The 21,306-nt window shown below is 49.7% G+C and carries 19 protein-coding genes and 1 tRNA gene; 10 read left to right on the top strand and 10 right to left on the bottom strand.

Features of this window, described 5'->3' with window-relative positions:
• Positions 1–27 precede the first annotated feature (27 nt).
• The 3 genes from ACLPHM_RS07565 to ACLPHM_RS07555 all read right to left on the bottom strand — a co-directional run bounded on the left by ACLPHM_RS07565 (position 28) and on the right by ACLPHM_RS07555 (position 3,930).
• Complete coding sequence (locus tag ACLPHM_RS07565; protein ID WP_430220616.1) at positions 28–804, bottom strand: HNH endonuclease signature motif containing protein; 777 nt, start codon at positions 802–804, stop codon at positions 28–30.
• Between the two features lie 435 nt (positions 805–1,239).
• Entirely contained in the window at positions 1,240–2,757 is a 1,518-nt protein-coding gene (locus ACLPHM_RS07560; protein ID WP_430220615.1) for a tetratricopeptide repeat protein, read from the bottom strand.
• 267 nt (positions 2,758–3,024) lie between these two features.
• A complete protein-coding gene (locus ACLPHM_RS07555) occupies positions 3,025–3,930 on the bottom strand; it encodes a LysR family transcriptional regulator (protein ID WP_430220614.1) in 906 nt (301 codons plus the stop codon).
• Positions 3,931–4,039: 109 nt separating this feature from the next.
• Here ACLPHM_RS07555 and ACLPHM_RS07550 point away from each other — a divergent pair, with 109 nt between their 5' ends.
• Positions 4,040–4,906, top strand: a complete 867-nt coding sequence (locus ACLPHM_RS07550; protein WP_430220613.1) for a pirin family protein — start codon at positions 4,040–4,042, stop codon at positions 4,904–4,906.
• 127 nt (positions 4,907–5,033) lie between these two features.
• On the opposite strand, the gene ACLPHM_RS07545 is transcribed toward ACLPHM_RS07550, so the two are convergent.
• The 4 genes from ACLPHM_RS07545 to ACLPHM_RS07530 form a co-directional block, all read right to left on the bottom strand.
• Complete coding sequence (locus ACLPHM_RS07545) at positions 5,034–5,978, bottom strand: 5'-nucleotidase (RefSeq protein WP_430220612.1); 945 nt, start codon at positions 5,976–5,978, stop codon at positions 5,034–5,036.
• Between the two features lie 154 nt (positions 5,979–6,132).
• Entirely contained in the window at positions 6,133–6,462 is a 330-nt protein-coding gene (locus tag ACLPHM_RS07540) for a hypothetical protein (RefSeq protein WP_430220611.1), read from the bottom strand.
• Positions 6,463–6,674: 212 nt separating this feature from the next.
• Positions 6,675–7,322, bottom strand: coding sequence for a tetratricopeptide repeat protein (locus ACLPHM_RS07535; RefSeq protein WP_430220610.1), 648 nt, complete (start codon positions 7,320–7,322; stop codon positions 6,675–6,677).
• A 340-nt stretch (positions 7,323–7,662) separates the two neighbouring features.
• Positions 7,663–7,736, bottom strand: a tRNA-Cys gene (locus ACLPHM_RS07530).
• Positions 7,737–8,068: 332 nt separating this feature from the next.
• Here ACLPHM_RS07530 and ACLPHM_RS07525 point away from each other — a divergent pair.
• From ACLPHM_RS07525 to ACLPHM_RS07510, 4 genes are all read left to right on the top strand, one after another.
• Complete coding sequence (locus tag ACLPHM_RS07525; RefSeq protein WP_430220767.1) at positions 8,069–8,782, top strand: peptidoglycan DD-metalloendopeptidase family protein; 714 nt, start codon at positions 8,069–8,071, stop codon at positions 8,780–8,782.
• Positions 8,783–8,967: 185 nt separating this feature from the next.
• On the top strand, positions 8,968–12,903 hold the full coding sequence (gene putA, locus ACLPHM_RS07520) for a trifunctional transcriptional regulator/proline dehydrogenase/L-glutamate gamma-semialdehyde dehydrogenase (RefSeq protein WP_430220609.1): 3,936 nt from the start codon (positions 8,968–8,970) through the stop codon (positions 12,901–12,903).
• 89 nt (positions 12,904–12,992) lie between these two features.
• Positions 12,993–14,486: a sodium/proline symporter PutP gene (gene putP / locus ACLPHM_RS07515; RefSeq protein WP_430220608.1), complete on the top strand. Its 1,494-nt coding sequence runs from the start codon at positions 12,993–12,995 to the stop codon at positions 14,484–14,486.
• 234 nt (positions 14,487–14,720) lie between these two features.
• Positions 14,721–16,115 carry an amino acid permease gene (locus ACLPHM_RS07510; RefSeq protein WP_430220607.1) on the top strand — a complete coding sequence of 465 codons (1,395 nt, stop codon included), beginning with the start codon at positions 14,721–14,723 and terminating at the stop codon, positions 16,113–16,115.
• A 607-nt stretch (positions 16,116–16,722) separates the two neighbouring features.
• On the opposite strand, the gene ACLPHM_RS07505 is transcribed toward ACLPHM_RS07510, so the two are convergent.
• Together ACLPHM_RS07505 and ACLPHM_RS07500 are read right to left on the bottom strand one after the other, a co-directional pair.
• A complete protein-coding gene (locus tag ACLPHM_RS07505; RefSeq protein WP_430220606.1) occupies positions 16,723–16,917 on the bottom strand; it encodes a YgaP family membrane protein in 195 nt (64 codons plus the stop codon).
• 48 nt (positions 16,918–16,965) lie between these two features.
• Positions 16,966–17,277: an ArsR/SmtB family transcription factor gene (locus ACLPHM_RS07500; protein WP_430220605.1), complete on the bottom strand. Its 312-nt coding sequence runs from the start codon at positions 17,275–17,277 to the stop codon at positions 16,966–16,968.
• 75 nt (positions 17,278–17,352) lie between these two features.
• Between ACLPHM_RS07500 and ACLPHM_RS07495 the strand changes: the two genes are divergently transcribed.
• From ACLPHM_RS07495 to ACLPHM_RS07485, 3 genes are all read left to right on the top strand, one after another.
• Positions 17,353–18,225, top strand: a complete 873-nt coding sequence (locus tag ACLPHM_RS07495; RefSeq protein WP_430220604.1) for an MBL fold metallo-hydrolase — start codon at positions 17,353–17,355, stop codon at positions 18,223–18,225.
• A gap of 80 nt (positions 18,226–18,305) precedes the next feature.
• Positions 18,306–18,647 (top strand): metalloregulator ArsR/SmtB family transcription factor, encoded by a 342-nt coding sequence (locus tag ACLPHM_RS07490; protein WP_430220603.1) that lies wholly within the window; start codon positions 18,306–18,308, stop codon positions 18,645–18,647.
• A gap of 53 nt (positions 18,648–18,700) precedes the next feature.
• Positions 18,701–19,057 carry a carboxymuconolactone decarboxylase family protein gene (locus tag ACLPHM_RS07485; protein WP_430220602.1) on the top strand — a complete coding sequence of 119 codons (357 nt, stop codon included), beginning with the start codon at positions 18,701–18,703 and terminating at the stop codon, positions 19,055–19,057.
• Between the two features lie 17 nt (positions 19,058–19,074).
• On the opposite strand, the gene ACLPHM_RS07480 is transcribed toward ACLPHM_RS07485, so the two are convergent.
• On the bottom strand, positions 19,075–19,332 hold the full coding sequence (locus ACLPHM_RS07480) for a DUF2789 domain-containing protein (RefSeq protein ID WP_430220601.1): 258 nt from the start codon (positions 19,330–19,332) through the stop codon (positions 19,075–19,077).
• Positions 19,333–19,554: 222 nt separating this feature from the next.
• Here ACLPHM_RS07480 and nhaA point away from each other — a divergent pair, with 222 nt between their 5' ends.
• Together nhaA and ACLPHM_RS07470 are read left to right on the top strand one after the other, a co-directional pair.
• Positions 19,555–20,907, top strand: a complete 1,353-nt coding sequence (gene nhaA, locus ACLPHM_RS07475) for a Na+/H+ antiporter NhaA (protein WP_430220600.1) — start codon at positions 19,555–19,557, stop codon at positions 20,905–20,907.
• Positions 20,904–21,263: a thioredoxin family protein gene (locus ACLPHM_RS07470; protein WP_430220599.1), complete on the top strand. Its 360-nt coding sequence runs from the start codon at positions 20,904–20,906 to the stop codon at positions 21,261–21,263. Before nhaA ends, ACLPHM_RS07470 begins: the two co-directional genes overlap by 4 nt.
• Positions 21,264–21,306 lie beyond the last annotated feature (43 nt).

The raw sequence follows: 21,306 nt of genomic DNA, 5'->3' as shown, positions 1-21,306 counted from the left end.
CATTATAGTGGCACGATGAGGCGTTTTTTACCACCCAATAAATGAAGCTAGATGAACATCCTGATAGTTGTATTTTAAAAACTGCAATAAATCGCTGGAGCTTTTGATGAGCTTATCCAAGCGCTCACTCACGTCCTGATCAACTTCTTGCCGCTGCTCATAGGTCAGCGCCCTAGATATATATAGGTTATTAAAATCTCCATTGTCAGCAGTGTCATATAGCGGCCTTCCATCATAGCTTGCAGTCCTAATGTAGTTATTCAAATGGCAAAGATCAGACCAGAATCCATAAAAATGGCTTTCCAAGTGTGGGTCATAGAAAGGACGGCAGTGCGGAAAGTCTTTGCCAAAGTTCTCACAAACATCTTCGACTGAGAAGAGTTTCATGCTGAATCTTGCAGGTAAGCCGTCCACCAAAGAATACATCTGGGTAAGAGGCAGGTATCGCATCAACCCTATAAGTGCACCAACATCCATGGATCGCGCTTGCGTTTGACGCTTGAAGACTTGGTCAACATAGTGTTCATGTTCGTTCTTCAAGCGATGTAACTTTTCTGGAGGGTAGTTGGCTTCATCGTTATCGACTTCTGTATGGTGATTAGGGCATAAAAGAATAAGATTCTCGTAGTCGTCTCTACGCCCTATGAATGGCAGATCGCCACGTGGCCCGCCAGTGTTCTTGGCGATAATGTGAGCCATCTCGCCAATCTTTACACGTCGCTTAACGACTGGCTCCTTGCATATGCTGCATCGCCCAGCTGCCAAACCAAATAGCTTGGAAACTGTACTATTTGTTATCGCCACAAAACCTCTCCTGCGTTAAACATGGTTAGTAATATATAATGGACAGGCAGCGGCTAATGTCGGCGTCACCCCTTTAAAACTGCTCTAGATTCTTATTTTTTTGAACTTCTGCTTTGAGTGGAAACCAACATCCATCGTCCCTGTCAGTTCGGTGTGGTCTTTGTTTTATAGGGTGGGAGAACGGGCTATGATGACCACAAACAAGCCAGCCTCCTTTTGCAATCGACGCCGCTACAGTGCGACCTCGCTTACTTTCCCAAGGCTCTTATGTGGCTCCTGGTCCACAACGCCGCATTCCCTGCAAGCGGCACTACACAGAGCTAACCTATTGCCCCGTATATGATTTCAAGCCCCGCATGGTTTGCACGAAAGGCTTGATATCGGCCATTTTTTGTGGGTGGGCGTTACGCCCACCGTGCAATAGCGTTGCGTAGATTAGGCAGAGCCCAGTCTACCTTGTACTGCACCTTTGTTAACCAGCGCTTTAGCTACAAACTCTTGCAGGTTCTCGTCGGTAGAATCACCAAAGCGTTTGATTAGCTCGTCGTAGCTGCGAATTGCACCTTTTAGATCACCCATGTCATCCAGCGTAATACCGCTGTTCATCAGGGATCGGGCGACAAATTCTTGTAGTGCTTGTTCTGGGGAACCACTGTAGCGTTGGATCACTTCATCGTACAGCGCCATTTCTTTGCGGTGATCGCCGCTTTGGTCCATTACCATGGCTTTATTGATCATGGATCGACCAACACGCTCTTGGATGTAAGTGGACTCAGAGTTGCTGAAACGACGAATAATTTCATCGTAGGTTTCTACTTCTTTGTCGTGCTCATCGCGTTGATCGTACAGCAGTGCTTTGTTCAGCATCGCGCTGGCGATACGCTCTTGCACGTCAATAGAAGCAGACGCATCGTAACGGTTAATCAGGGTGTCGTAGGTTTTCAGCGCATCTTGGAAATCATCGGCTTGGGCTTGTGTAATGCCTTTGTTCAGCAATGATTTCGCTACACGCTCTTGCATGTTTGGTAGAGTGGAATCACCAAAGCGGCGAATGATTTCGTCGTACACGGCGATTTCTTCGTCATGACGACCCAACTGATCCAGCGCAACCGCTTTGTTAACCAGTGCTTTACCGATTTGATCTTGCAGCTCTTCTGTGTCAAAAGAACCGTAACGCGCAATCAGACCATCAAAGGTCACAATGGCGCCTTCGTGATCGTCCAGCATGCCTTGCGTAATACCTTTGTTGACAACGGCTCTAGCGACTTGATCTTGCAGGACTTCGTCATCGGATGCACCAAAACGCTTGGACAGTTCGTCGTAAGTAACAATTTCGGCCTGAGAGTCGTCTTGTTGACCCTGAGTAATACCTTTGTTCATCAAGGCACGGGCAACCCATTGCTGCAGTAGCAGCTCATCGGAGTCACCGTAACGACTGACGATCTCATCGTAAACAACCATCTCGGCTTTGGGGTCTTCCAGTTGGCCTAGAGTGATACCTTTATTTAACAGGGATCTAGCGGCCAAGCTTGCCAGCATTGGGGTATCCGACGCACCAAAGCGGCGAACTATTTCGTCGTAGGTAGCCATTTCAGCGTGAGGGTCGCCGTGTTCGTCTTGTGCCGTAGCGCGGCTCAGAAGGGTTCGAGCTAGCAACTCTTGCAAGACGGGTTCGGTGGACTCACCAAAACGTGTCACAACGTCATTGAAGGTGTTCAATGCAGCTTGGTAGTCGCCACGCTCACTTTGCGCGATACCTTTGTTGCGCAAGGCTTTAGCGACTTGCTCTTGGAACTGTACTTCAGTGGAATCGCCATAGCGCGTGATGACGGCATCATAGCTCTCCATCTCGCCGTGTGCGTATTCAGCACGATTCTGTTGTGACTGCACAGGTGCAGAATTTTGGGAGGATGATCCCGTCAAACGTTGTAGTAACTTAGAAAAAAAACCCATTAACCTCTCCTGTCATTTCGCGCCAATTTTAGACTAATTAGTCGGTTTGGCGTAGGGCGCGAAAGCATAAACTTGCCCATGTTTAGGTGGTGGCAGAGTAACAATGCTTAGGTATAAAGAGGGTTAAATAGTGTAAGGATGTCCCGTGGTCACAACAAAACACGAAAATCACGCTTTTATCGCCACCCGTGAGGAAATATGTGCTTGTTGGCTAAGACGTAAAAATAGCCCAGCCTGAGCTGAGCTATAGGGGGCGATGACAGGGCGCTATTCCTCGTCTATTTCCTCGTAGCGTTTGGCTAGGTAATCCAGCAAGGCTCGCACCGATGGCAATAACCCGCGTCGTGATGGGAAGAGGGCGTGAATGATTTCAGGCTTAGGTTCCCATTCAGGCACGATACGCACCAACGCGCCTGTATTCAGATACTCACGCACCATCAACAAAGGCAATTGCACTATGCCTACCCCCGCTAACGCAGCGTTTCGTAATGCCGTCATGTCGGTGGTCACAAAGCGAGGGTTGTGATGTACCGTGGCTTGCGCTTGATCGGGGCCGTATAGCGTCCAACTGTGCTCATTTTGCGGGCTGCCTAGGCTTAGGCTAGGCATACCATTGAGTTGGGCAGGAACAGCCGGAAATTCGTGTTCTAGCAGCAAACTGGGGCTAGCCACCAAACACTGCCTACGGTTAGACAGCACACGCATCACCAAGTCGCTATCTTGCAATGGCGGCGGGCGCACACGAATAGCGATATCAATGGCCTCACTCACCACATCCACACGTCTGTTGGTGGCATCTAAATAGATACTGATGTGTGGGCACTCTTTCATGAAGTCAGCCAACATCCCACCTACGTGAGCGTGTAGCAGAGCAATAGGGCAGCTCATGCGGATGACACCACGCGGTTCTGCACGAGAGGCATCAATGACTTCTTGAGCGGCCTCGGCTTCCACCAGCATGGCTTTGCAATGCTCGTAATAGGTGCGACCAATCTCGGTGACGGCAAAGCGGCGGGTAGAGCGCTGTAGTAAGCGCACGCCTAAGCGCTCTTCCAAGATGGCGACACGGCGGCTGAGTTTGGACTTGGGCACACCCAAGGCGCGACCTGCGGGAGCAAAGCCAGCGTTATCCACCACCTGCACGAAGTAATACAGATCGTTCAAGTCTTGCATGAGTATTTATCGTTCCATAAATAGGACACTGAGCCTTATTTTAAGGGGCTACACGCAAAAAGAGCACAAGAATAAGATAGCTCTAACGATACCTCAACAGGAGAGTCGCATGAAAAAGATTCTTGGCGTTTACAGCGCACCACGTCCTCACTGGGTGGGTGATGGCTTTCCAGTGCGCTCAATGTTCTCGTACCACACACACGCTAAACAGCTGAGTCCTTTTTTGCTGTTGGACTATGCAGGCCCCGCCGGTTTCACTCCCACCTCGCAACTACGAGGTGTAGGGCAGCACCCTCACCGTGGGTTTGAAACTGTGACCATCGTCTACAAAGGCGAAGTGGCTCACATGGATTCTACCGGCCAAGGTGGTGTGATTGGCCCTGGTGACGTGCAATGGATGACAGCGGGCGCAGGTATTTTGCATGAGGAGTTTCACTCTGAGGCTTTCACTATATCCGGTGGTGCACTGGAAATGGTGCAACTGTGGGTGAACCTGCCAGCCAAAGACAAAATGACCCCGCCTAACTATCAAGTCATTGTGGACAGCGCTATCCCGCAGGTGAAGCTGCCTGATGGTGCGGGTGTGGCCCGAATTATTGCTGGTGAGCTAGAGGGTAAACGCGGTCCAGCCCACACCTTTACGCCTATGAACGTATGGGATATGCGCTTGAAACAAGGCAGCTACAGCACGCTGGAATTGCCAGATGGATGGACAACCGCTTTGGTGGTGCTGCATGGCACGATTCAGGTGAATGGCCAAACCATTGCCCGTGAGTCACAAATGGTGGTGTTGGATAGAGCGGGTCAAACCGTTTCTGTGGAAGCCAACAACGATGCCATTGTTCTGTTGCTAAGCGGTGAGCCTATTGATGAGCCAGTAGTAGGGTATGGCCCCTTTGTGATGAACAGTTCGCAAGAAATCGAGCAAGCATTGCAAGACTTCAATAGCGGTAACTTCGGGCAAATCCCACATTAACGATGCAACAACCACAGCACCCTGGATCAGGGTGCTGCATCCAGTAGGGTAAGTGGTAGTAAGGTAGAAATAGCGAGTTTTTTATGTTCACACTATTGGGCTGCGGCTCAATAGTGTGTTTTTTTATCTAGCTAATTTTGGACTTCACGTTGTTAGTGATGCCAAAAGGTACATGCACTGCAGGAAGAATGTCAGACGCAGGCACTAGGTGTGTTTTCTGATCATCAAAGAAAATGTGCGGGTTGATCACTTCTAATGCCCGTTTCTTTTCTACGCCACCCAAGAAAAACGCCTCATTCACATTGATGCCCCAGCTACGCATGGTATTGATCACGCGCTCTTCGGCGGGGGCGTTGCGGGCAGTCACAATAATCAGTCTAAGCTTGGGTTTATAGGCAGGGTCTTGCTCGGCGCGTTTCTGTTCCAATTGTTGAATATTAGAAAGCTTTTGCAGAAAAGGGCGTAGCGGGCCAGAGTTCAGTGGCACATTGATCTTGCTTTGCTCATGCACATGAAACTCGTTCAGATCTTTATTGGCCTGAAAGACAGATTCAGCTTCGTCATCCGCCAACACCCCATCAAAGTCAAAGGCAACCCTAAGCTCATCATCGCCCTGAGTTTCTAAATGCGCAGAGTCCAACACTTGCCCTGCGGGGTAGCCTGCTAGAGTTGCCTGCTGCACATCCGCTTCGTTCGCCGATAAAAACAAACAAATAGAAAACGCGGGAATATAGCGATGCGGGTTGCCACCCTGTAAAAACACAGCGCGTGAGATATCTAAATGGTGATGACGAATAGAGTGCATCACCCGCATGCCAGTATCGGGATCATTACGTGAGAGCAGCACAACCTCAACAGGCGGGTCATCAGGACGCACATCGTTGAGCGACAGCAAACGCTTAATAAAAGGGAAGGCCACCCCAGGAGTAAGTGGAATACTTTGATTCTCACGCTGATGCTTACGATATTCCTCTTCACCTTCGGTGCGGAAAATCCTATCCGTCTCGGACAGATCAAATAACGCGCTGGAGGCGAGGCCTATAACAAGGCGGTGTTCTAGTTCGTATGCCAAACCGGTTCCCTGTGAAGTGCTGTGTGCGAAAGACAGTGTATCTGGATAATGAGCACTTATTCTACGTGCAAGCGCAGAGCATGAAAACGATGGCCAACAAAAAGGCTTAGGGGTAAGCCTAAGCCTTTGCGATAGTTATCACGATCACAGCCAGTTAATCGTTTTCTGCGTATCGTGTGTAGGGGTAGTTCAGTTTTTTAAGTTTCTTTTCTGCTTGTGCTAACAATTCTTCATCGAAGTAGCTGATCCATTCAGTCTCTAGAATCAGTGCCTCTATGGATAGATCCAGCCTGTTGCCCATGTACAGCTCAGATATACCGTAGGACAGCTCTTCCTTGCGCACCAACTTTTGAGCCGTAGCCAAACCACCATCACTACCCAGCATGGCAATAAATTGCCTAGGGGTGTACTTCAGCTCTTTCTTCATCTCGTTTGCTTTACCGTGTAAAAACGCGGTAAAGCGGTCTTCTGTGTTTCTATCCATCGTGCTTCCAGTGTGTAAGTCGAGGGTATTGTACTTGGGCTGAGCTCCTGCGTCTTAGCGCATGCTGGGGTGTTGCATAGATGTTTGAGTGTGATGCGAAAAACAAAAAGCCCCTAGGTCGCTAAACCTTGGGGCTTTCTTAAATTATTGGAGACGCAAGCCTAGGTCTGTCCTTGTGTGGCGGTTTTTTTATACCATTCGCGTGCTTTTACCTAGTCTTTTGAAATGCTATGTTCAGAAGCATCTAACTTTTCTAAGATATATTGAGCTCTAACATGTCCTTGCGCAGCTGCTTTTTCAAACCACTCGCGTGCTTTTTCTGGGTCTTTGGGAAACCCATATCCTCCAGATGCATATAAAGTTCCTAAGTCGTTTTGAGCGTTAGCATCTCCTTGTGCAGCTGCTTTTTCGAACCATTCGCGTGCTTTTATATAATCTCTGGTAACGCCATCTCCATGTGCATATAAAGCACCTAAGTAGCTTTGGGCTTTAGCATCTCCTTGTGCAGCCGCTTTTTCGAACCACTCGTGTGCTTTTATATAATCTTTGGTAACTCCATCTCCAGATGCATATAAAGCACCTAAGTAGCTTTGAGCTACAGCATCTCCTTGTGTAGCTGCTTTTTTGAACCATGCATGTGCTTGTATGTAGTCTTGCTTAGTACCTATGCCTCTTTCGTATAAAACAGCTAGTTCTCTTTGAGCTATTGAGTCACCAGACTCTGCTTCTCGCTTGATGGCTATGAAAGTCTCTTCTGGGGTTGGCGGGGTGTTGTCTATAAAAAACCAAAACCCCAAGGCCAGCACAATAAAAAAAGTGACAAAGGTTAGTATGGTTTTTTTGTTTTTAATGGCATTCATACTTCAAAAATTTTCTTGAAAATTCTGTTTTAACAAAGTGTTTACGATAGTAAGTGGCTATTGGTGTCAGCGTTCAAGCAACACACCCCCTAAAAAACGTTAGCGCCTGTATCGCGCATGGATTAGTCACGCACTGGCACGCAGTATGTTGCACCGGTAATCAGTGTGGGGTGGTTTGGTATGGCTTTGTATGCTAATTATAAAAACAGTATTCTAAGTTAAGAGCAAAAAATATAGGGTTGAAGGATGTGTCATCAACTTAGGCTGCGTTTTCTTTTTTGCGGAAAAGTACATAAAAAAAGCCCCTAGGTCGTTAAACCTAGGGGCTTTCTTAAATTCTTGGAGGCGCAAGCCGGAATCGAACCGACCTACACGGATTTGCAATCCGGTGCATAACCTATCTGCCATTGCGCCATAGCATTTCCTTGCGGAAATTATTTTTTGGAGTAATTCGCGATGGTTTCATGCAGCCGTACAAGTACGATGCAGACCTGAGCGCGTTGCTCCAAAAGAAAAGAACTATAGCGTGTATAGGACGGTTTGGCAAGGTGTGTGGCGCTAATGTTGGCCTTTTGTGTACATGAAATTTCAGGTGTTGTGGCCATTGTTAGGTTCCGTCAACGTTACAAGCGGGGTTTTTGCCTAGCTGTAATTCTTGCTATGCTACTGTTTGCGCAGTGTTAAGACTGCTTTTACTTTGGTGTGAGCCTGATACCGTGTCTTTGTTATCGCTTTATTCCCGTTTTATGTCTGGTCGTACGTCTGTCTTGCGCTGGGTGCTGTATGGCGCTGTGGCGGTGACGTTGGCGGCATGTGGCAGTACGAGTGGTACTAAGGATGGCTATTACGTGGTGAAGCGTGGCGATACCTTAAGTAAGGTGGCACGCCAACATAATCAAAGCTTGTCGTCACTGATGCGCATGAACAATATTTCTAATCCTAACCGTATAACGGTGGGGCAGCGCTTGCGGGTTCAGGGTGGTTCGGCAGCGCCTGCCGCGACGGCGGCATCAAGTGGGGCGACGGGTAGTGCTGGTAGCAGTACCGCTTTGCCGCCGCGTAATGCGTCTACCAACTCAGTGGCCGCGCCGCGCAATATTAATTTGATTTGGCCGGCAGCAGGTACGTCTAAGCGTGGTGTGTCGGCAGCGCACTCCCAAGGTGTGTACATCTCTAATACAGCGGGTACGCCGGTCAAAGCGGCGGCGGCAGGTAAGGTTATTTATTCAGGTGACGGGTTGCGTGGCTACGGTAATTTGTTGATCGTGAACCACGCTAATAACTTTTTAACGGTATATGCACATAACCGCCGTTTGCTAGTGTCCGAGGGGGCAACGGTGTCGCAAGGTCAAACCATTGCCGAGATGGGCAATTCGGGTACATCGCAGGTACAGCTCTATTTTGAGCTGCGTTATAACGGTAAGCCCGTCGATGCATTGCGGTATCTGCCTAAGAAGTAATGATGAGACAAAGCCCGGTTAATCCGGGCTTTTTTGTAAGTGTACGAAACAGTTTCCCTTGTGATCTAGGGTAAGTACCTATACGACTTCAAAAAGGTTGCACCTAGAATTCGCATATCTATCATTAAGGTTGCACCTTTATTAATCGTAAGGTTGCAACCTCTCTGTCTGTAAGTGAGAGGGTTATGAGTGCAACGACACTAGGGGTGAAAGTAGACGCCGAATTACGTGGGCGTATACGCGAGGCGGCTGAACGTATTGGAAGAACCCAGCATTGGTTCATCAAGCAAGCCATTTTTTCGTTCTTGGAAGAAATCGAGTCGGGTAAGTTACCGCCATCCTTAGCCTATCTTGCCCAGACAGAGGGTGAGAAAGGGGTGGATCTGGAACAAGCCGGTTTGAGCGTGGGCGACAATGAGCCTACACAGCCGTTCTTGGAATTTGCCCAATCTATTGCACCGCAATCCGTGTTGCGTGCTGCGATCACTAGCGCTTACCGTCGCGCCGAAGAAGACTGTTTACCTGGCTTGATTAGCCAAGCGCGCAGCAAAGACCAAGCTAAAGTACGTGAGTTAGCCCGTAAGCTGGTGACAGCGTTGCGCGCTAAAGGCCAAGGCAGTGGTGTAGACAGCTTGATTCACGAGTTCTCATTGTCTAGCCAAGAAGGCGTGGCTTTGATGTGTTTGGCCGAAGCATTATTGCGTATTCCTGACCGCGCTACCCGTGATGCACTGATTCGCGACAAAGTGAGCAAAGGCGAATGGCAATCACACTTGAGCTCTGGCTCTATGTTTGTGAATGCCGCAACGTGGGGCTTGATGCTGACCGGCAAGTTGGTCAGCACCAGCAGCGAAAAAGGCTTGAGTTCCGCCATTGGTCGATTGATCAGCAAAGGTGGTGAGCCATTGATCCGCAAAGGTGTGGACATGGCCATGCGTTTGATGGGTGAGCACTTTGTGTGTGGTGAAACCATTTCTGATGCCTTGGCAAATGGCAGAAAATGGGAAAACAAAGGCTTTAGCTACTCCTACGATATGTTGGGCGAAGCAGCGATGACCGAAGAAGATGCGGCACGTTACTACGCTTCGTACGAGCAAGCCATTCACGCGATTGGTAAAGCATCGGGCGGCAAAGGTATTTACCAAGGCCCCGGTATTTCCATCAAATTGTCTGCGCTGCATTCCCGTTACTCACGTGCTCAGTACGACCGTGTGATGAGCGAGCTGTTGCCACGCGTTAAAGCATTGACGATGTTGGCGCGCCAATACGATGTGGGTCTGAACATCGACGCCGAAGAAGCGGATCGTCTGGAAATTTCGTTGGATCTGCTAGAGGCCCTGTGTCAGGACCCGGATCTGGCTGGTTGGAACGGTATTGGCTTTGTGATTCAAGGCTACCAAAAACGTGCGCCATACGTGATCGACTACGTGATCGACTTGGGTAGACGCACTAACCACCGTTTGATGGTGCGTTTGGTGAAAGGCGCGTACTGGGATACAGAAGTGAAACGTGCGCAGGTTGATGGCTTGGAAGGCTACCCTGTTTACACCCGTAAAATTTACACCGACATCGCGTACTTGGCATGTGCGAAAAAACTGTTGAGCGCACCGGATGCGATCTTCCCGCAGTTTGCCACACACAACGCCTTAACCTTGGCGGCTATTTATGAAATGGCAGGCTCTAGCTACTACTTGGGTCAGTACGAGTTCCAGTGCTTGCACGGTATGGGTGAGCCGCTGTATGAAGAAGTGGTAGGCCCTGTTAGCCAAGGTAAATTGGCCCGTCCTTGCCGTATTTACGCGCCAGTGGGTACACACGAAACACTGTTGGCGTACTTGGTACGACGCTTGCTGGAAAACGGTGCGAACTCCTCGTTCGTGAACCGTATTGCTGACGAAAACGTCTCTATTGATGAGCTGATCCGTGATCCTATTGATGAAGCTGAAAGCATCAGCCCAGTAGGTGCACCTCACCCGATGATTCCGCTGCCAGCAGAGCTGTATAAAGCGCAGGGCGAGAACCGTCAGAATTCCCAAGGTTTGGACTTGTCCAACGAACACCGTTTGGCTTCGTTGTCGGCAGCATTGTTGTCCAGCACGACCAACAACTGGCACGCCAGCCCAGCCACATTGGCAGTGGTTGATGAGGCGCGTGAGCAGGCTGTAGTGAACCCAGCGGACCACCGTGATGTAGTGGGTAAAGTGATTTTCAGTTCTGCTGCTGAAGTCGATGCCGCGTTGGTGCGTTCGGTCGCTGCTGCACCAATTTGGCAGTCCACTACAGAACAAGAGCGTGCTCGTTGCTTGCTGCGTGCGGCTGATTTGTTGGAAGCCCAGCAAACCACCATGATTGGTTTGATCGTGCGTGAAGCGGGTAAAACTTTTGCGAATGCGGTAGCAGAGATTCGTGAAGCGGTAGACTTCTTGCGCTACTACGCTAACCGTATCGACCAGCATTTCTCTAATGACAGCCACCGTCCTTTGGGCCCTGTGGTGTGTATTAGCCCTTGGAACTTCCCGCTGGCTATTTTCTTGGGTCAGGTGTCTGCGGCATTGGCTGCTGGTAATACCGTGTTGGCTAAACCTGCTGAACAGACTGGTTTGATTGCTGCTCAAGGTATTCGCTTCTTGCACGAAGCAGGGGTGCCACACGACGTTGTGCAACTGTTGCCTGGTGAGGGCGATGTGGGTGCGATGTTGGTGGGCGATGATCGTGTTCAAGGTGTGATGTTCACCGGTTCTACCGAAGTGGCTAAACGTATTTCGGCTACCTTGGCACAGCGTGTGAATAACAATGGCCAACCTATTCCGCTGATTGCGGAAACCGGTGGTCAGAACGCGTTGATCGTGGATTCTTCTGCCTTGCCAGAACAAGTGATTGCTGACGTACTGAACTCTGCCTTTGACTCGGCTGGTCAGCGTTGTTCAGCACTGCGTATCTTGTGTGTGCAGGAAGACGTAGCCGACACCGTGATCACCATGTTGCGTGGCGCGATGCGTGAATTGCGTGTGGGTAACCCCGACGTGTTGTACGCCGATGTGGGCCCTGTGATTGATGCTGAGGCACAAGGCAATATTCGTAGCCACATTGACACGATGCGTAGCCGTGGTTTTGATGTGGAGCAGTTGCCGCTGAGCGAAGCATGCCAGCACGGTACGTTTGTGCCGCCAACCATTATCCAGATCAAGAGCATTGCAGATGTAGAGCGTGAAGTGTTCGGCCCTGTGCTGCACGTCATGACCTACAAACGTTCTGAACAAGATGCTCTGGTGAAAGCCATCAATGACACAGGCTATGGCTTGACCTTTGGGGTGCACTCCCGTATCGATGAAACCATCAACCGTTTGGTAGCTCAAGTACACGCCGGCAATATGTACGTGAACCGCAATATTGTGGGTGCGGTAGTAGGTGTACAGCCATTTGGTGGTGAAGGCTTGTCGGGTACTGGTCCTAAAGCGGGCGGTCCTATTTACTTGAATCGTTTGTTAAGCCAGCGTCCAGACCAGTTGGTACTGGGTGGTAAGGCACAAAAAGCCGCTAGCAACGAAGCCTTAGAAAGCCTGCAACAGTGGGCCGAAAAACATGGCGAAAAAGAACTCAGCCAAAGCTTGAAGCATTTGTCTGCAGTGTCGCTGTTCAACACCCGTGTTGAGTTGCCTGGTCCTACCGGCGAGGCGAACACATACAGCTTGCTAGGCCGTGGTGCAGTCGTGTGTGTACCAGCCACCAAACATGGTTTGTTGGTGCAGGTAGCAACTAGCTTGGCATGTGGCAACGAAGCACTGATCGTGCGTGAAGGCGTTGCGACAGAAGTTTTGGAACCCGTTTTAACCCAACTGCCTGAAGCTGCTCGTAAGCAGGTGGTTGTGGTGGACTCCCTGAAAGACGCGATGACTCATCGCGTAGGGGGTGTGGTATTCGAGGGGGATTGTGATGCGCTGAAATCGCTATCGCAGTTCTTAGCGGAGCAGGACGGCCCCGTGTTACAAGCGCAGGGTCGTACCAGTGCAGAGTTGGCTAATGGTCAGCTCTATAGGATGGAGCTGCTGGTAGCAGAACGTTCTCTTAGCGTAAACACCGCAGCGGCGGGAGGGAATGCCACGCTCATGGCAGTAGTCTAATTTTTACTACAACAAGCGATATGCACGGATAGCAATGTGCAGGGACAAGGGGTTTTACACCCCTTGTCTGCCTCAAAAGGGAGAATGCTATGCAAATAGCCAATATGCAGATTACGACGATGTTTGTAATCTATATCGTAGGAATGCTGTTGATCGGATGGCTGGGCTACAGGGCTACAAATGACTTGTCCGACTATATTCTGGGCGGACGCCGACTGGGGCCTTTCGTGGTGGCACTTGCCGCTGGGGCATCAGATATGAGCGGTTGGTTGCTGATGGGCTTACCTGGCGCGGTCTATGACAACGGGATCTCAGCATCCTGGATTGCCATTGGCTTAACCTTGGGGGCGTATCTAAACTGGCGCTTTGTGGCCGCACGTTTACGTGTGTACACCGAGAAATCAGGCAATGCACTGACATTACCCGACTTTTTCTCAAATCGTTTCGACGACAAATCCAACGTGCTGCGCATTGTGTCAGCCGTGGTAATTCTGGTGTTTTTCACGCTGTATTGCGCATCCGGTGTAGTAGCTGGCGCCAGATTGTTTGAAAGCATGTTCGGCATGTCGTACACCACAGCGATGTTTGTGGGCGCATTCTGCACCATTGCTTATGTATTCATTGGTGGTTTCTTGGCGGTGAGCTGGACAGACACCATTCAGGCTTCCTTGATGTTTACTGCGCTGATCTTGACCCCTCTGGTGGTGATCTTGGGCGCAGGCGGTTTTGCGGATGCAAACGCTGCAGTGATCGCTATTAATCCTATGCATGCTGATTTGTGGCAGGGCGCCTCATTCGTGGGTGTGGTCTCCTTGCTGGCATGGGGGTTGGGCTACTTTGGCCAGCCGCACATTCTGGTGCGCTTCATGGCAGCAGAATCGGTAAAAACTATCCCTAATGCACGTCGTATCGGTATGACATGGATGATTCTGTGTTTGGCTGGTGCGGTGGCAGTGGGTTACTTCGGTATTGCGTACTTCTCTGCGAACCCAAGTCAAGCCGCTGGCGTGAACGAGAACTCTGAGCGTGTGTTCATTGAGTTGTCCATGCTGCTGTTTAACCCATGGATTGCCGGTATCTTGTTGGCCGCTATTTTGGCTGCAGTGATGAGTACCTTGTCGGCGCAGTTGCTGGTGTGCTCAAGCTCACTGACTCAAGATATCTACAAAACCTTCATCAAACGTGATGCTACCGATGCGCAGTTGGTGTGGTTTGGCCGTGCGATGGTACTGCTGGTAGCTATTGTGGCCATTATCTTGGCATGGGATCCCAATAGCCGTGTGCTGTCTATGGTGAGTTACGCATGGGCAGGTTTTGGTGCTGCCTTTGGTCCTGTGATCTTGTTGTCCGTGTTGTGGCGCAGAATGACTCGCAACGGCGCGTTGGCAGGCATGATCGTAGGTGCAGTAGTGGTGCTGATCTGGAATCACTACGCTTGGTTCGGCTTGTACGAGATTATCCCTGGCTTTATCTTGGCTACTATCGCTATCGTGGTAGTGAGCATGATGGGCAAAGAACCCGAGCCGGTCGTTACTGAAGTCTTTGATTTGGTTCAAGAAGATCTCAGTCACGTTAGCCATTAATAGGGCTAGAAGTATTCAAGAAAACGGGGTTTAAGCCCCGTTTTCTTGTCTTAAATCAGAAATTTTAAGATAAAAAAAACGTACTGTTGAGGCATATGGCGTTATAGTTTTGCCATTAAAAAATAATTATTACTATTTCAATTGTCTGCAAAGGAGGGCAAAACACATTTCATGACTATCTTGTCAAACGCTTAATGGGCATTAAGAGTTAATCCGTTTTAAAAGGCGGCACAAATGAGTTGCGCAGAAGAAAATAAGTTAAAGGGCGGGCTGAAATCCCGTCACTTGACCATGCTATCTATAGCAGGAGTCATTGGTGGAGCGTTGTTTGTAGGATCCGGGAAAGTAATTGCGAATGCTGGACCGGCTGCCATTCTGGCGTATATGGGCGGTGGAGCGCTCGTAATCTTAGTAATGCGAATGCTGGGCGAGATGGCCGTTGCTCAGCCTGATACAGGGTCTTTTTCTACCTATGCCGACCGAGCTATTGGTCACTGGGCTGGGTTTACGATTGGCTGGTTGTATTGGAGTTTCTGGTCGTTATTGATGGGATGGGAAGCCTATGTGGCCGGTGCGATCTTGCACGGCTGGTTCCCAATGATTCCTATCTGGGGCTACATGTTGATTGTGACTGCGGGGTTAATGGTTGTTAACTTCATGAACGTGCGCAATTACGGTGAGTTCGAGTTCTGGTTCGCCTTGATCAAAGTGGTTGCCATTGTGCTGTTTATTATCATTGGCTCGCTGGCGATCGTGCATCTATGGCCTTCTGGTACTACCCAAGGGTGGTCTAACCTGACATCACAAGGTTTCATGCCTAATGGCTTTGGAGCGGTGGTGGTAGCGTTACTGGGGGCGATGTTTGCGTTTATTGGTGCGGAAATCGTGACCATTGCGGCGGCAGAATCCGAAAACCCCAGCAAAGCCATTGTGCAGACTACACGTTCCGTAGCATGGCGTATTTCGCTGTTCTACGTGGGTTCGATTTTCATCGTGGTGTGTTTGATCCCCTATAACAGCCCAGGTTTGGAGCTATCCACTCAAGGTACCTATGCGGTGACCTTGAATGCATTGGGTATCCCTCATGCCAGCGAGATCGTGAACTTTGTGGTGCTGACATCGGTGTGCAGTTGCTTTAACTCGGCACTCTACACCTCATCCCGCATGCTGTACTCCTTGTCCAGACGCGGCGATGCACCGAAGTCATTCCAGAAAGTGGGTCGCAGTACAGGCACACCGTACATTGGTGTGGTGGCATCCAGTGTGTTTGCATTGGTAGCTGTGTATTTGACGGCAACTGAAACGATGGATATTTACGATGTGCTGATGCAAGCTACCGGTACGATTGCGCTGTATGTGTACCTGTGTATTGCCTTCTCGCAATTACGTATGCGTCGTAAGCTGATCAAAGAAAAGCGTGAGCTTACCTTCAAAATGTGGTTGTTCCCGTGGTTAACCTACGCAGTGATCGTCACTATTATCAGTGCGTTGATTGTGATGGTGATTGAAGGTACATACCGTACAGAGGTGCTCTACACCACAGGTTTGGCGTTGGTGATTGTGCTGCTAGGTGTGATTGTGGACCGCCGTCAGGCAGCCACGGCTACTCCGGTTGTGGCAGCAGAATAACGCTGATCTATTCGCAAAGAAAAACCGCTCGTGTTTACGGGCGGTTTTTTTTATGGCTGTTAGTGGAGATGACTAGGTGTGAAGCGTATATTTTATGAGAAGTAACGTGGTTTTATATGGCGACGTTATGTTCATCGCACACGCTGGGAACTGCAGGAATACTTTTTGTGATTTGTACACCAAATCAAAAAAGTTTCCTCTCCGTCCCCCGGTTGTTCTGAGTGTGGGTAGGTTTACCGCCCTTTCTTTTGGGTTGTTGGCACGGCTTGATCAATTGGGACGCGGGTGTTTAGATACGTCTGTATGTCAGCTGTAGCATCAGAAAATGCCGCTTGGCTTTTTGATGAGCGAAGCAAGTGCCGAAATTATCAGCCCACAGAATAAGCAGACATCTTCAGAAATGGGTGAGCACGCCCCTTTTATCTGTCACAAAAGTACGCACACATCTCAACAGCAACCACACTAAAAACCGTGGCAAGCGATGGAGGGAAAACGGAGGAAAGTATTTTTTTATTTGGTGGCCAAATTAAAAAATACTTTTCGCAGTGCTAGCTACAGCAGCCAGTGGTGAGTACGTTGGAGCTGTACTCACCGTACACGCTGTCTCTTATTTACGGCATGTCCCGCACGTATTAACTCCCAGCATCGAATACAACGGGCAAACACGGAACAAGCCACTAAGCAGTGGAATCAAGCCCAGCCAACCCCACCAGCCTACCGTGCCGCTACTGGCAAGTATCACCAAGACTAGCCCTATAACGACGCGCAAAATTCTATCTATACCGCCTACGTTGGTTTTCATATGGACTCCAGTTGTACACAGGTACGTAATGGGTTTGATCCGTAGTGATTACGGACAGAAAATGGTTTTCAGGGTACTAATTAACTGCTCAATTTTTGGATCGGCGATGCGGTAATACAGGGTTTGGGCATCGCGTCGGTAGGTGATCAGGTTTTCTTCTCGCATCTTGGCCAAGTGTTGCGATAACGCCGATTGGCTTAAGTCTACGTAACTATTTAATGCGCCTACCGTCATTTCTTGATGTTCTATCAATAAGCATAGAATCAGTAATCGGTGTTCGTTACCGACGGTACGCAACATAGCCGCTGCTTGGCTGGCACCTTCTTGTAAGAAGCGGATGGAGTCTGATGATGCTGTCATGATGTGGGTCTTGTATTTTAGTTGTATCTAATTTAGCATATTCTAAATTAAAAAATCCAGTGAAAGGAAAATGCCATGCATAAGGATGTTGTTCATATACAGGCTTTTTTTGATGAACCCACTTATACCGTGAGTTATGTGGTGTCGGACCCGGCGACTAAGCAGGCAGCGGTGATTGATCCTGTGTTGGACTACGATCATCGCAGCGGGGCTGTGTCTACGCGCTCAGCGCAGAAATTACTGGATTATGCTGCCGAGCAAGGGCTGAGCATTGTGTGGATTTTGGAAACCCATGCGCATGCAGACCACTTAAGTGCAGCGCCATTTTTAAGGCAGCATACAGGGGCGAAGGTTGCCATAGGCGAACACATCTGTACGGTGCAACGCATTTTTAGCGATGTGTTCAATGTGAGTGATGTGTCGGGTAAGGGTGTGGAGTTTGACACGTTGCTAAACGATGGCGAGGTGATAGCCTTGGGCAACCTGCGTATTGAGGTCTTGCATACGCCTGGTCATACACCTGCTTGTGTGGCTTACAAAATTGCCGATGCGGTGTTTGTGGGCGATACCTTGTTTATGCCGGATTACGGCACGGCTCGTGCGGATTTCCCTGGTGGTAGTGCTAAGCAGTTGTACCAGTCCATCCGAAAAATATTAGCGTTGCCGCCACACACGCGTTTGTTTATGTGCCATGACTACAAAGCGGCAGGGCGTGATGAATATGCCTGGGAAACCACGGTGGCGGAGCAGCGTGCCAAGAACATACACATACACGATGGCGTGGATGAAGCGGCTTACGTCACGTTGCGCGAAACGCGGGATGCCACGCTGGCTGCGCCTGTGCTGTTGTTGCCATCGGTGCAAGTGAATATTAGGGCAGGGAATTTACCTGAGCCAGAAAATAACGGCGTGTCGTATCTGAAAATTCCGGTGAAGTGGACGAGTTAATTCCTTAGGTAGGAAGTCAGTGGTGGATTTTTTATTCAACAATATATAATTAAATATATTGTTTTGAGTGACTTTCTACCATGACCACACCATCCATCCAGTTATCGCCAGAAAAGATGCGAGAGCACGCAGGCAAAGCCTGTGCCTTGCTCAAAACCTTAGGCAATGAAGACCGCTTGATGTTGCTGTGCCAGATGGCATTTGAGCAGTTGAATGTAGGGCAGTTAGAGGCGCGAACAGGTATACATCAGCCTACCTTATCGCAGCAGCTAGCTGTGCTGCGTCAAGAGGGGATAGTAGAGACAGAAAAGATAGGCAAATACGTGTATTACCGCTTGGCGGATCCCAGCACGATGCGGTTAATGCAAACTTTGTGGGACATTTATTGCGCGCCTGCCGAGTCCGCTAAACCGCTTGATTAATCAGCGTGTCAGTAACGATGACCGCTGTGTTTTTTAAAAAGGAAAACAGGAACGTGACAGTGGAATTCAAAAAACTGACGCAGGATATTTCAGCTAATTTGGGTGAGTTGAGCAAAAATATTCCGCAGGTACTTAAAGGCTTTAACGAGCTGAATAAAGCCGGCAGTGCAGAGGGTGTGTTAGATGCCAAAACCAAAGAATTGATTGCATTGGCTATAGGTGTGGCTGTGCGTTGCGATGGCTGTATAGGCTTTCACAGCAAGGCGTTGGTGAAGTTAGGGGCGACGGAAGCAGAGGTACACGAAGCCTTAGGTGTGGCCGTGTATATGGGCGGAGGTCCATCGGTAATGTATGCTGCCAATGCGGTGGCAGCATACAAAGAATTTAGCGATACAGAGCCTACCGCGTGATGCGGTGTAGGGGCGTGTTATAGCCCAGTGATTTTTTTGACGGCGTCTTCGTGCAAGGACTCATTGAGTTGATCCACAATGATTGCCCAAGCGCCGTCACTTTTGAGTTGTTCTGCTAAAAATTGACGCTGGCCTTCGTCCCAATAAGGGGCGTCAGAGATGTAGGTGTCGGCGGGCAGTTGGTGGCTGATAATGAAATCGGCAATGGCTTGTTCACTGGCGTCTAGCCCTAGTTGCAGAAACAGATTAGTCATGCGGGGCGTAGTGGAAGTCATGGTCAGCTCCAAAGAAATACGTGAAATAAATAGTCTACCGTTGATCACATATTTACGGCTATTTCTGGATGATTTTCTGATCTAGAACAGGAAAATAGTGGTAAACCCTAATTCTTGAAATGGGAAGACGCGTTAAAATTTTCAGCTGGGTGTCAGCTGCAATCCGGCAGTGAGACAGGTTCACAAGCGTTGGTCGGGCCGCCACGCAAAGTATCAAAGACAATGAACCAGAATACACCCATCCTGCCTAAAGCTCAGGTACTGACCGAGCGCGCCTTTTCTACTGTAAGTCGTTTTCTCCACATTGAAGCCGTGAGTGGCATGGTGCTGTTGATTGCAGCGGCCGTGGCATTGATCTGGGCGAACTCGCCTTGGGCTGATAGCTACCACGCGTTGTGGCATACCTCATTTTCCATTGGCTTGGGCGAACACGTGTTTGATCGTCCGTTGCACTTCTGGATTAACGATGCCTTGATGACGTTGTTTTTCTTGGTGGTAGGGATGGAGATACGCCGTGAAATGCATGAAGGTGCGTTGAGCGATATACGCCAAGCGATGCTGCCTATCGCAGCAGCTTTTGGTGGTGTGGCTGTACCGGCATTGATTTATGTGGCGTTCAATAGCCAATCCCCGCAGAGTCATGGTTGGGCTGTGCCTACCGCGACAGACATTGCTTTTGCGGTAGGGGTGTTGGCCTTGTTGGGGCGTTCCATTCCTTCTAATATCCGCGTGTTTTTGCTGGCATTGGCCATCATTGATGACATCGTCGCGGTGCTGATTATTGCTTTCTTCTATTCCGGCGGTTTGGACTACAGCGGATTTTTGGTGGTGGCGCTGGGTATTGCGATGGTATTGGGGTTACAGCACATTGGTATCGGGAGTGCCTATGCCTACGTGATTCCGGGGTTGATTATTTGGGGTGGCGTACTGATGACGGGTGCGCATCCTACCTTAGCGGGTGTGGTATTGGGCTTGATGACGCCTGTACTGCCTAGCCGTCGTCTTGAGCGCCCCATGCAAACCCTAGAGCGTGTCGTACAAGACCTGCGTAAACGTAGAGATTCCGTTGAGCCCGAAGAACTCGCCCATGCCTTAAGCGATGTACGTCGTGCACAGCGCGACATGCTGGCACCAGTCACTCGCGTACAAATGGCGTTGCACACATGGGTAGCGTTTGGGGTGATGCCGCTGTTTGCCTTAGCTAATGCGGGTGTGAGCTTTGATGGCATAGACCTGAGCCAAGATGGTGCAAACTGGGTGATGGTTGGGGTGATAGCGGCCTTGGTGCTGGGTAAACCTATAGGCATCATGGGTGTGAGCTGGCTGATGGTGACATTGAAGCTCTGTAAGCTGCCCGAAGGTGTGAGCTGGTCTGGTATTGCACTGATTGGCTTGTTGGCAGGTATTGGTTTCACCATGTCCATCTTTATCGCCATGCTGGCGTTTGTAGATGAAAGCTTGCTAGGTGCGGCCAAGTTAGGTGTGCTGACGGCTTCGCTGGTGGCTGCCATATTGGGTCTTAGCATGGGGGCTATCGTGGTGCGTCAGGTTAAGCGCAAAGCCGCTCAGGCATGACGGCTACGCTTGAAAAGGTGACACAACAGGGGTGGCATGCGCTAACCCTGGATAATTTTTCTCAAACGGTGATGCAGGCTGAGATTGCCGTGGTGTATTTTTCTGCACCATGGTGTCAGCCTTGTCATCAAGTACGCCCAGCGGTGCAAGCCTTTGCACAGCAACATCCTGAGCTTGCCTATTACGGCGAGGTGGATGTGTCCGCGTCTTCGGCCATTAGCCAACGTTATGGCATACGTTCTGTGCCAGTAATTGTGGTGTGCAAACAGGGCAGTGTAGTGGCTCAATTGCCGGGGCAAGTAGCAGTACTGCCTGAGTTAGCGCGTCTTTTGCACGAGCAACGTCACACGTTGTAGTTTTTCGTGCTGGCCATCCAAAAACAGTGCACTATGCAGGCGA

It is taken from the genome of Paenalcaligenes sp. Me131, from assembly GCF_050487225.1.
Taxonomy (GTDB): Bacteria; Pseudomonadota; Gammaproteobacteria; order Burkholderiales; family Burkholderiaceae_B; genus Paenalcaligenes.
The sequence above is the reverse complement of the archived record's forward strand: the minus strand, read 5'-3'. Positions and strand labels throughout refer to the sequence as shown.

Coding starts and splice junctions, on each gene's coding strand:
- ACLPHM_RS07550 (WP_430220613.1), top strand. CDS start 4,040: ATGAAAAAGATTCTTGGCGTTTACAGCGCACCACGTCCTCACTGGGTG.
- ACLPHM_RS07560 (WP_430220615.1), bottom strand. CDS start 2,757: ATGGGTTTTTTTTCTAAGTTACTACAACGTTTGACGGGATCATCCTCC.
- nhaA (WP_430220600.1), top strand. CDS start 19,555: ATGAACCAGAATACACCCATCCTGCCTAAAGCTCAGGTACTGACCGAG.
- ACLPHM_RS07470 (WP_430220599.1), top strand. CDS start 20,904: ATGACGGCTACGCTTGAAAAGGTGACACAACAGGGGTGGCATGCGCTA.
- ACLPHM_RS07490 (WP_430220603.1), top strand. CDS start 18,306: ATGACCACACCATCCATCCAGTTATCGCCAGAAAAGATGCGAGAGCAC.
- ACLPHM_RS07480 (WP_430220601.1), bottom strand. CDS start 19,332: ATGACTTCCACTACGCCCCGCATGACTAATCTGTTTCTGCAACTAGGG.
- ACLPHM_RS07500 (WP_430220605.1), bottom strand. CDS start 17,277: ATGACAGCATCATCAGACTCCATCCGCTTCTTACAAGAAGGTGCCAGC.
- ACLPHM_RS07540 (WP_430220611.1), bottom strand. CDS start 6,462: ATGGATAGAAACACAGAAGACCGCTTTACCGCGTTTTTACACGGTAAA.
- ACLPHM_RS07555 (WP_430220614.1), bottom strand. CDS start 3,930: ATGCAAGACTTGAACGATCTGTATTACTTCGTGCAGGTGGTGGATAAC.
- ACLPHM_RS07505 (WP_430220606.1), bottom strand. CDS start 16,917: ATGAAAACCAACGTAGGCGGTATAGATAGAATTTTGCGCGTCGTTATA.
- ACLPHM_RS07510 (WP_430220607.1), top strand. CDS start 14,721: ATGAGTTGCGCAGAAGAAAATAAGTTAAAGGGCGGGCTGAAATCCCGT.
- putA (WP_430220609.1), top strand. CDS start 8,968: ATGAGTGCAACGACACTAGGGGTGAAAGTAGACGCCGAATTACGTGGG.
- putP (WP_430220608.1), top strand. CDS start 12,993: ATGCAAATAGCCAATATGCAGATTACGACGATGTTTGTAATCTATATC.
- ACLPHM_RS07525 (WP_430220767.1), top strand. CDS start 8,069: ATGTCTGGTCGTACGTCTGTCTTGCGCTGGGTGCTGTATGGCGCTGTG.
- ACLPHM_RS07495 (WP_430220604.1), top strand. CDS start 17,353: ATGCATAAGGATGTTGTTCATATACAGGCTTTTTTTGATGAACCCACT.
- ACLPHM_RS07535 (WP_430220610.1), bottom strand. CDS start 7,322: ATGAATGCCATTAAAAACAAAAAAACCATACTAACCTTTGTCACTTTT.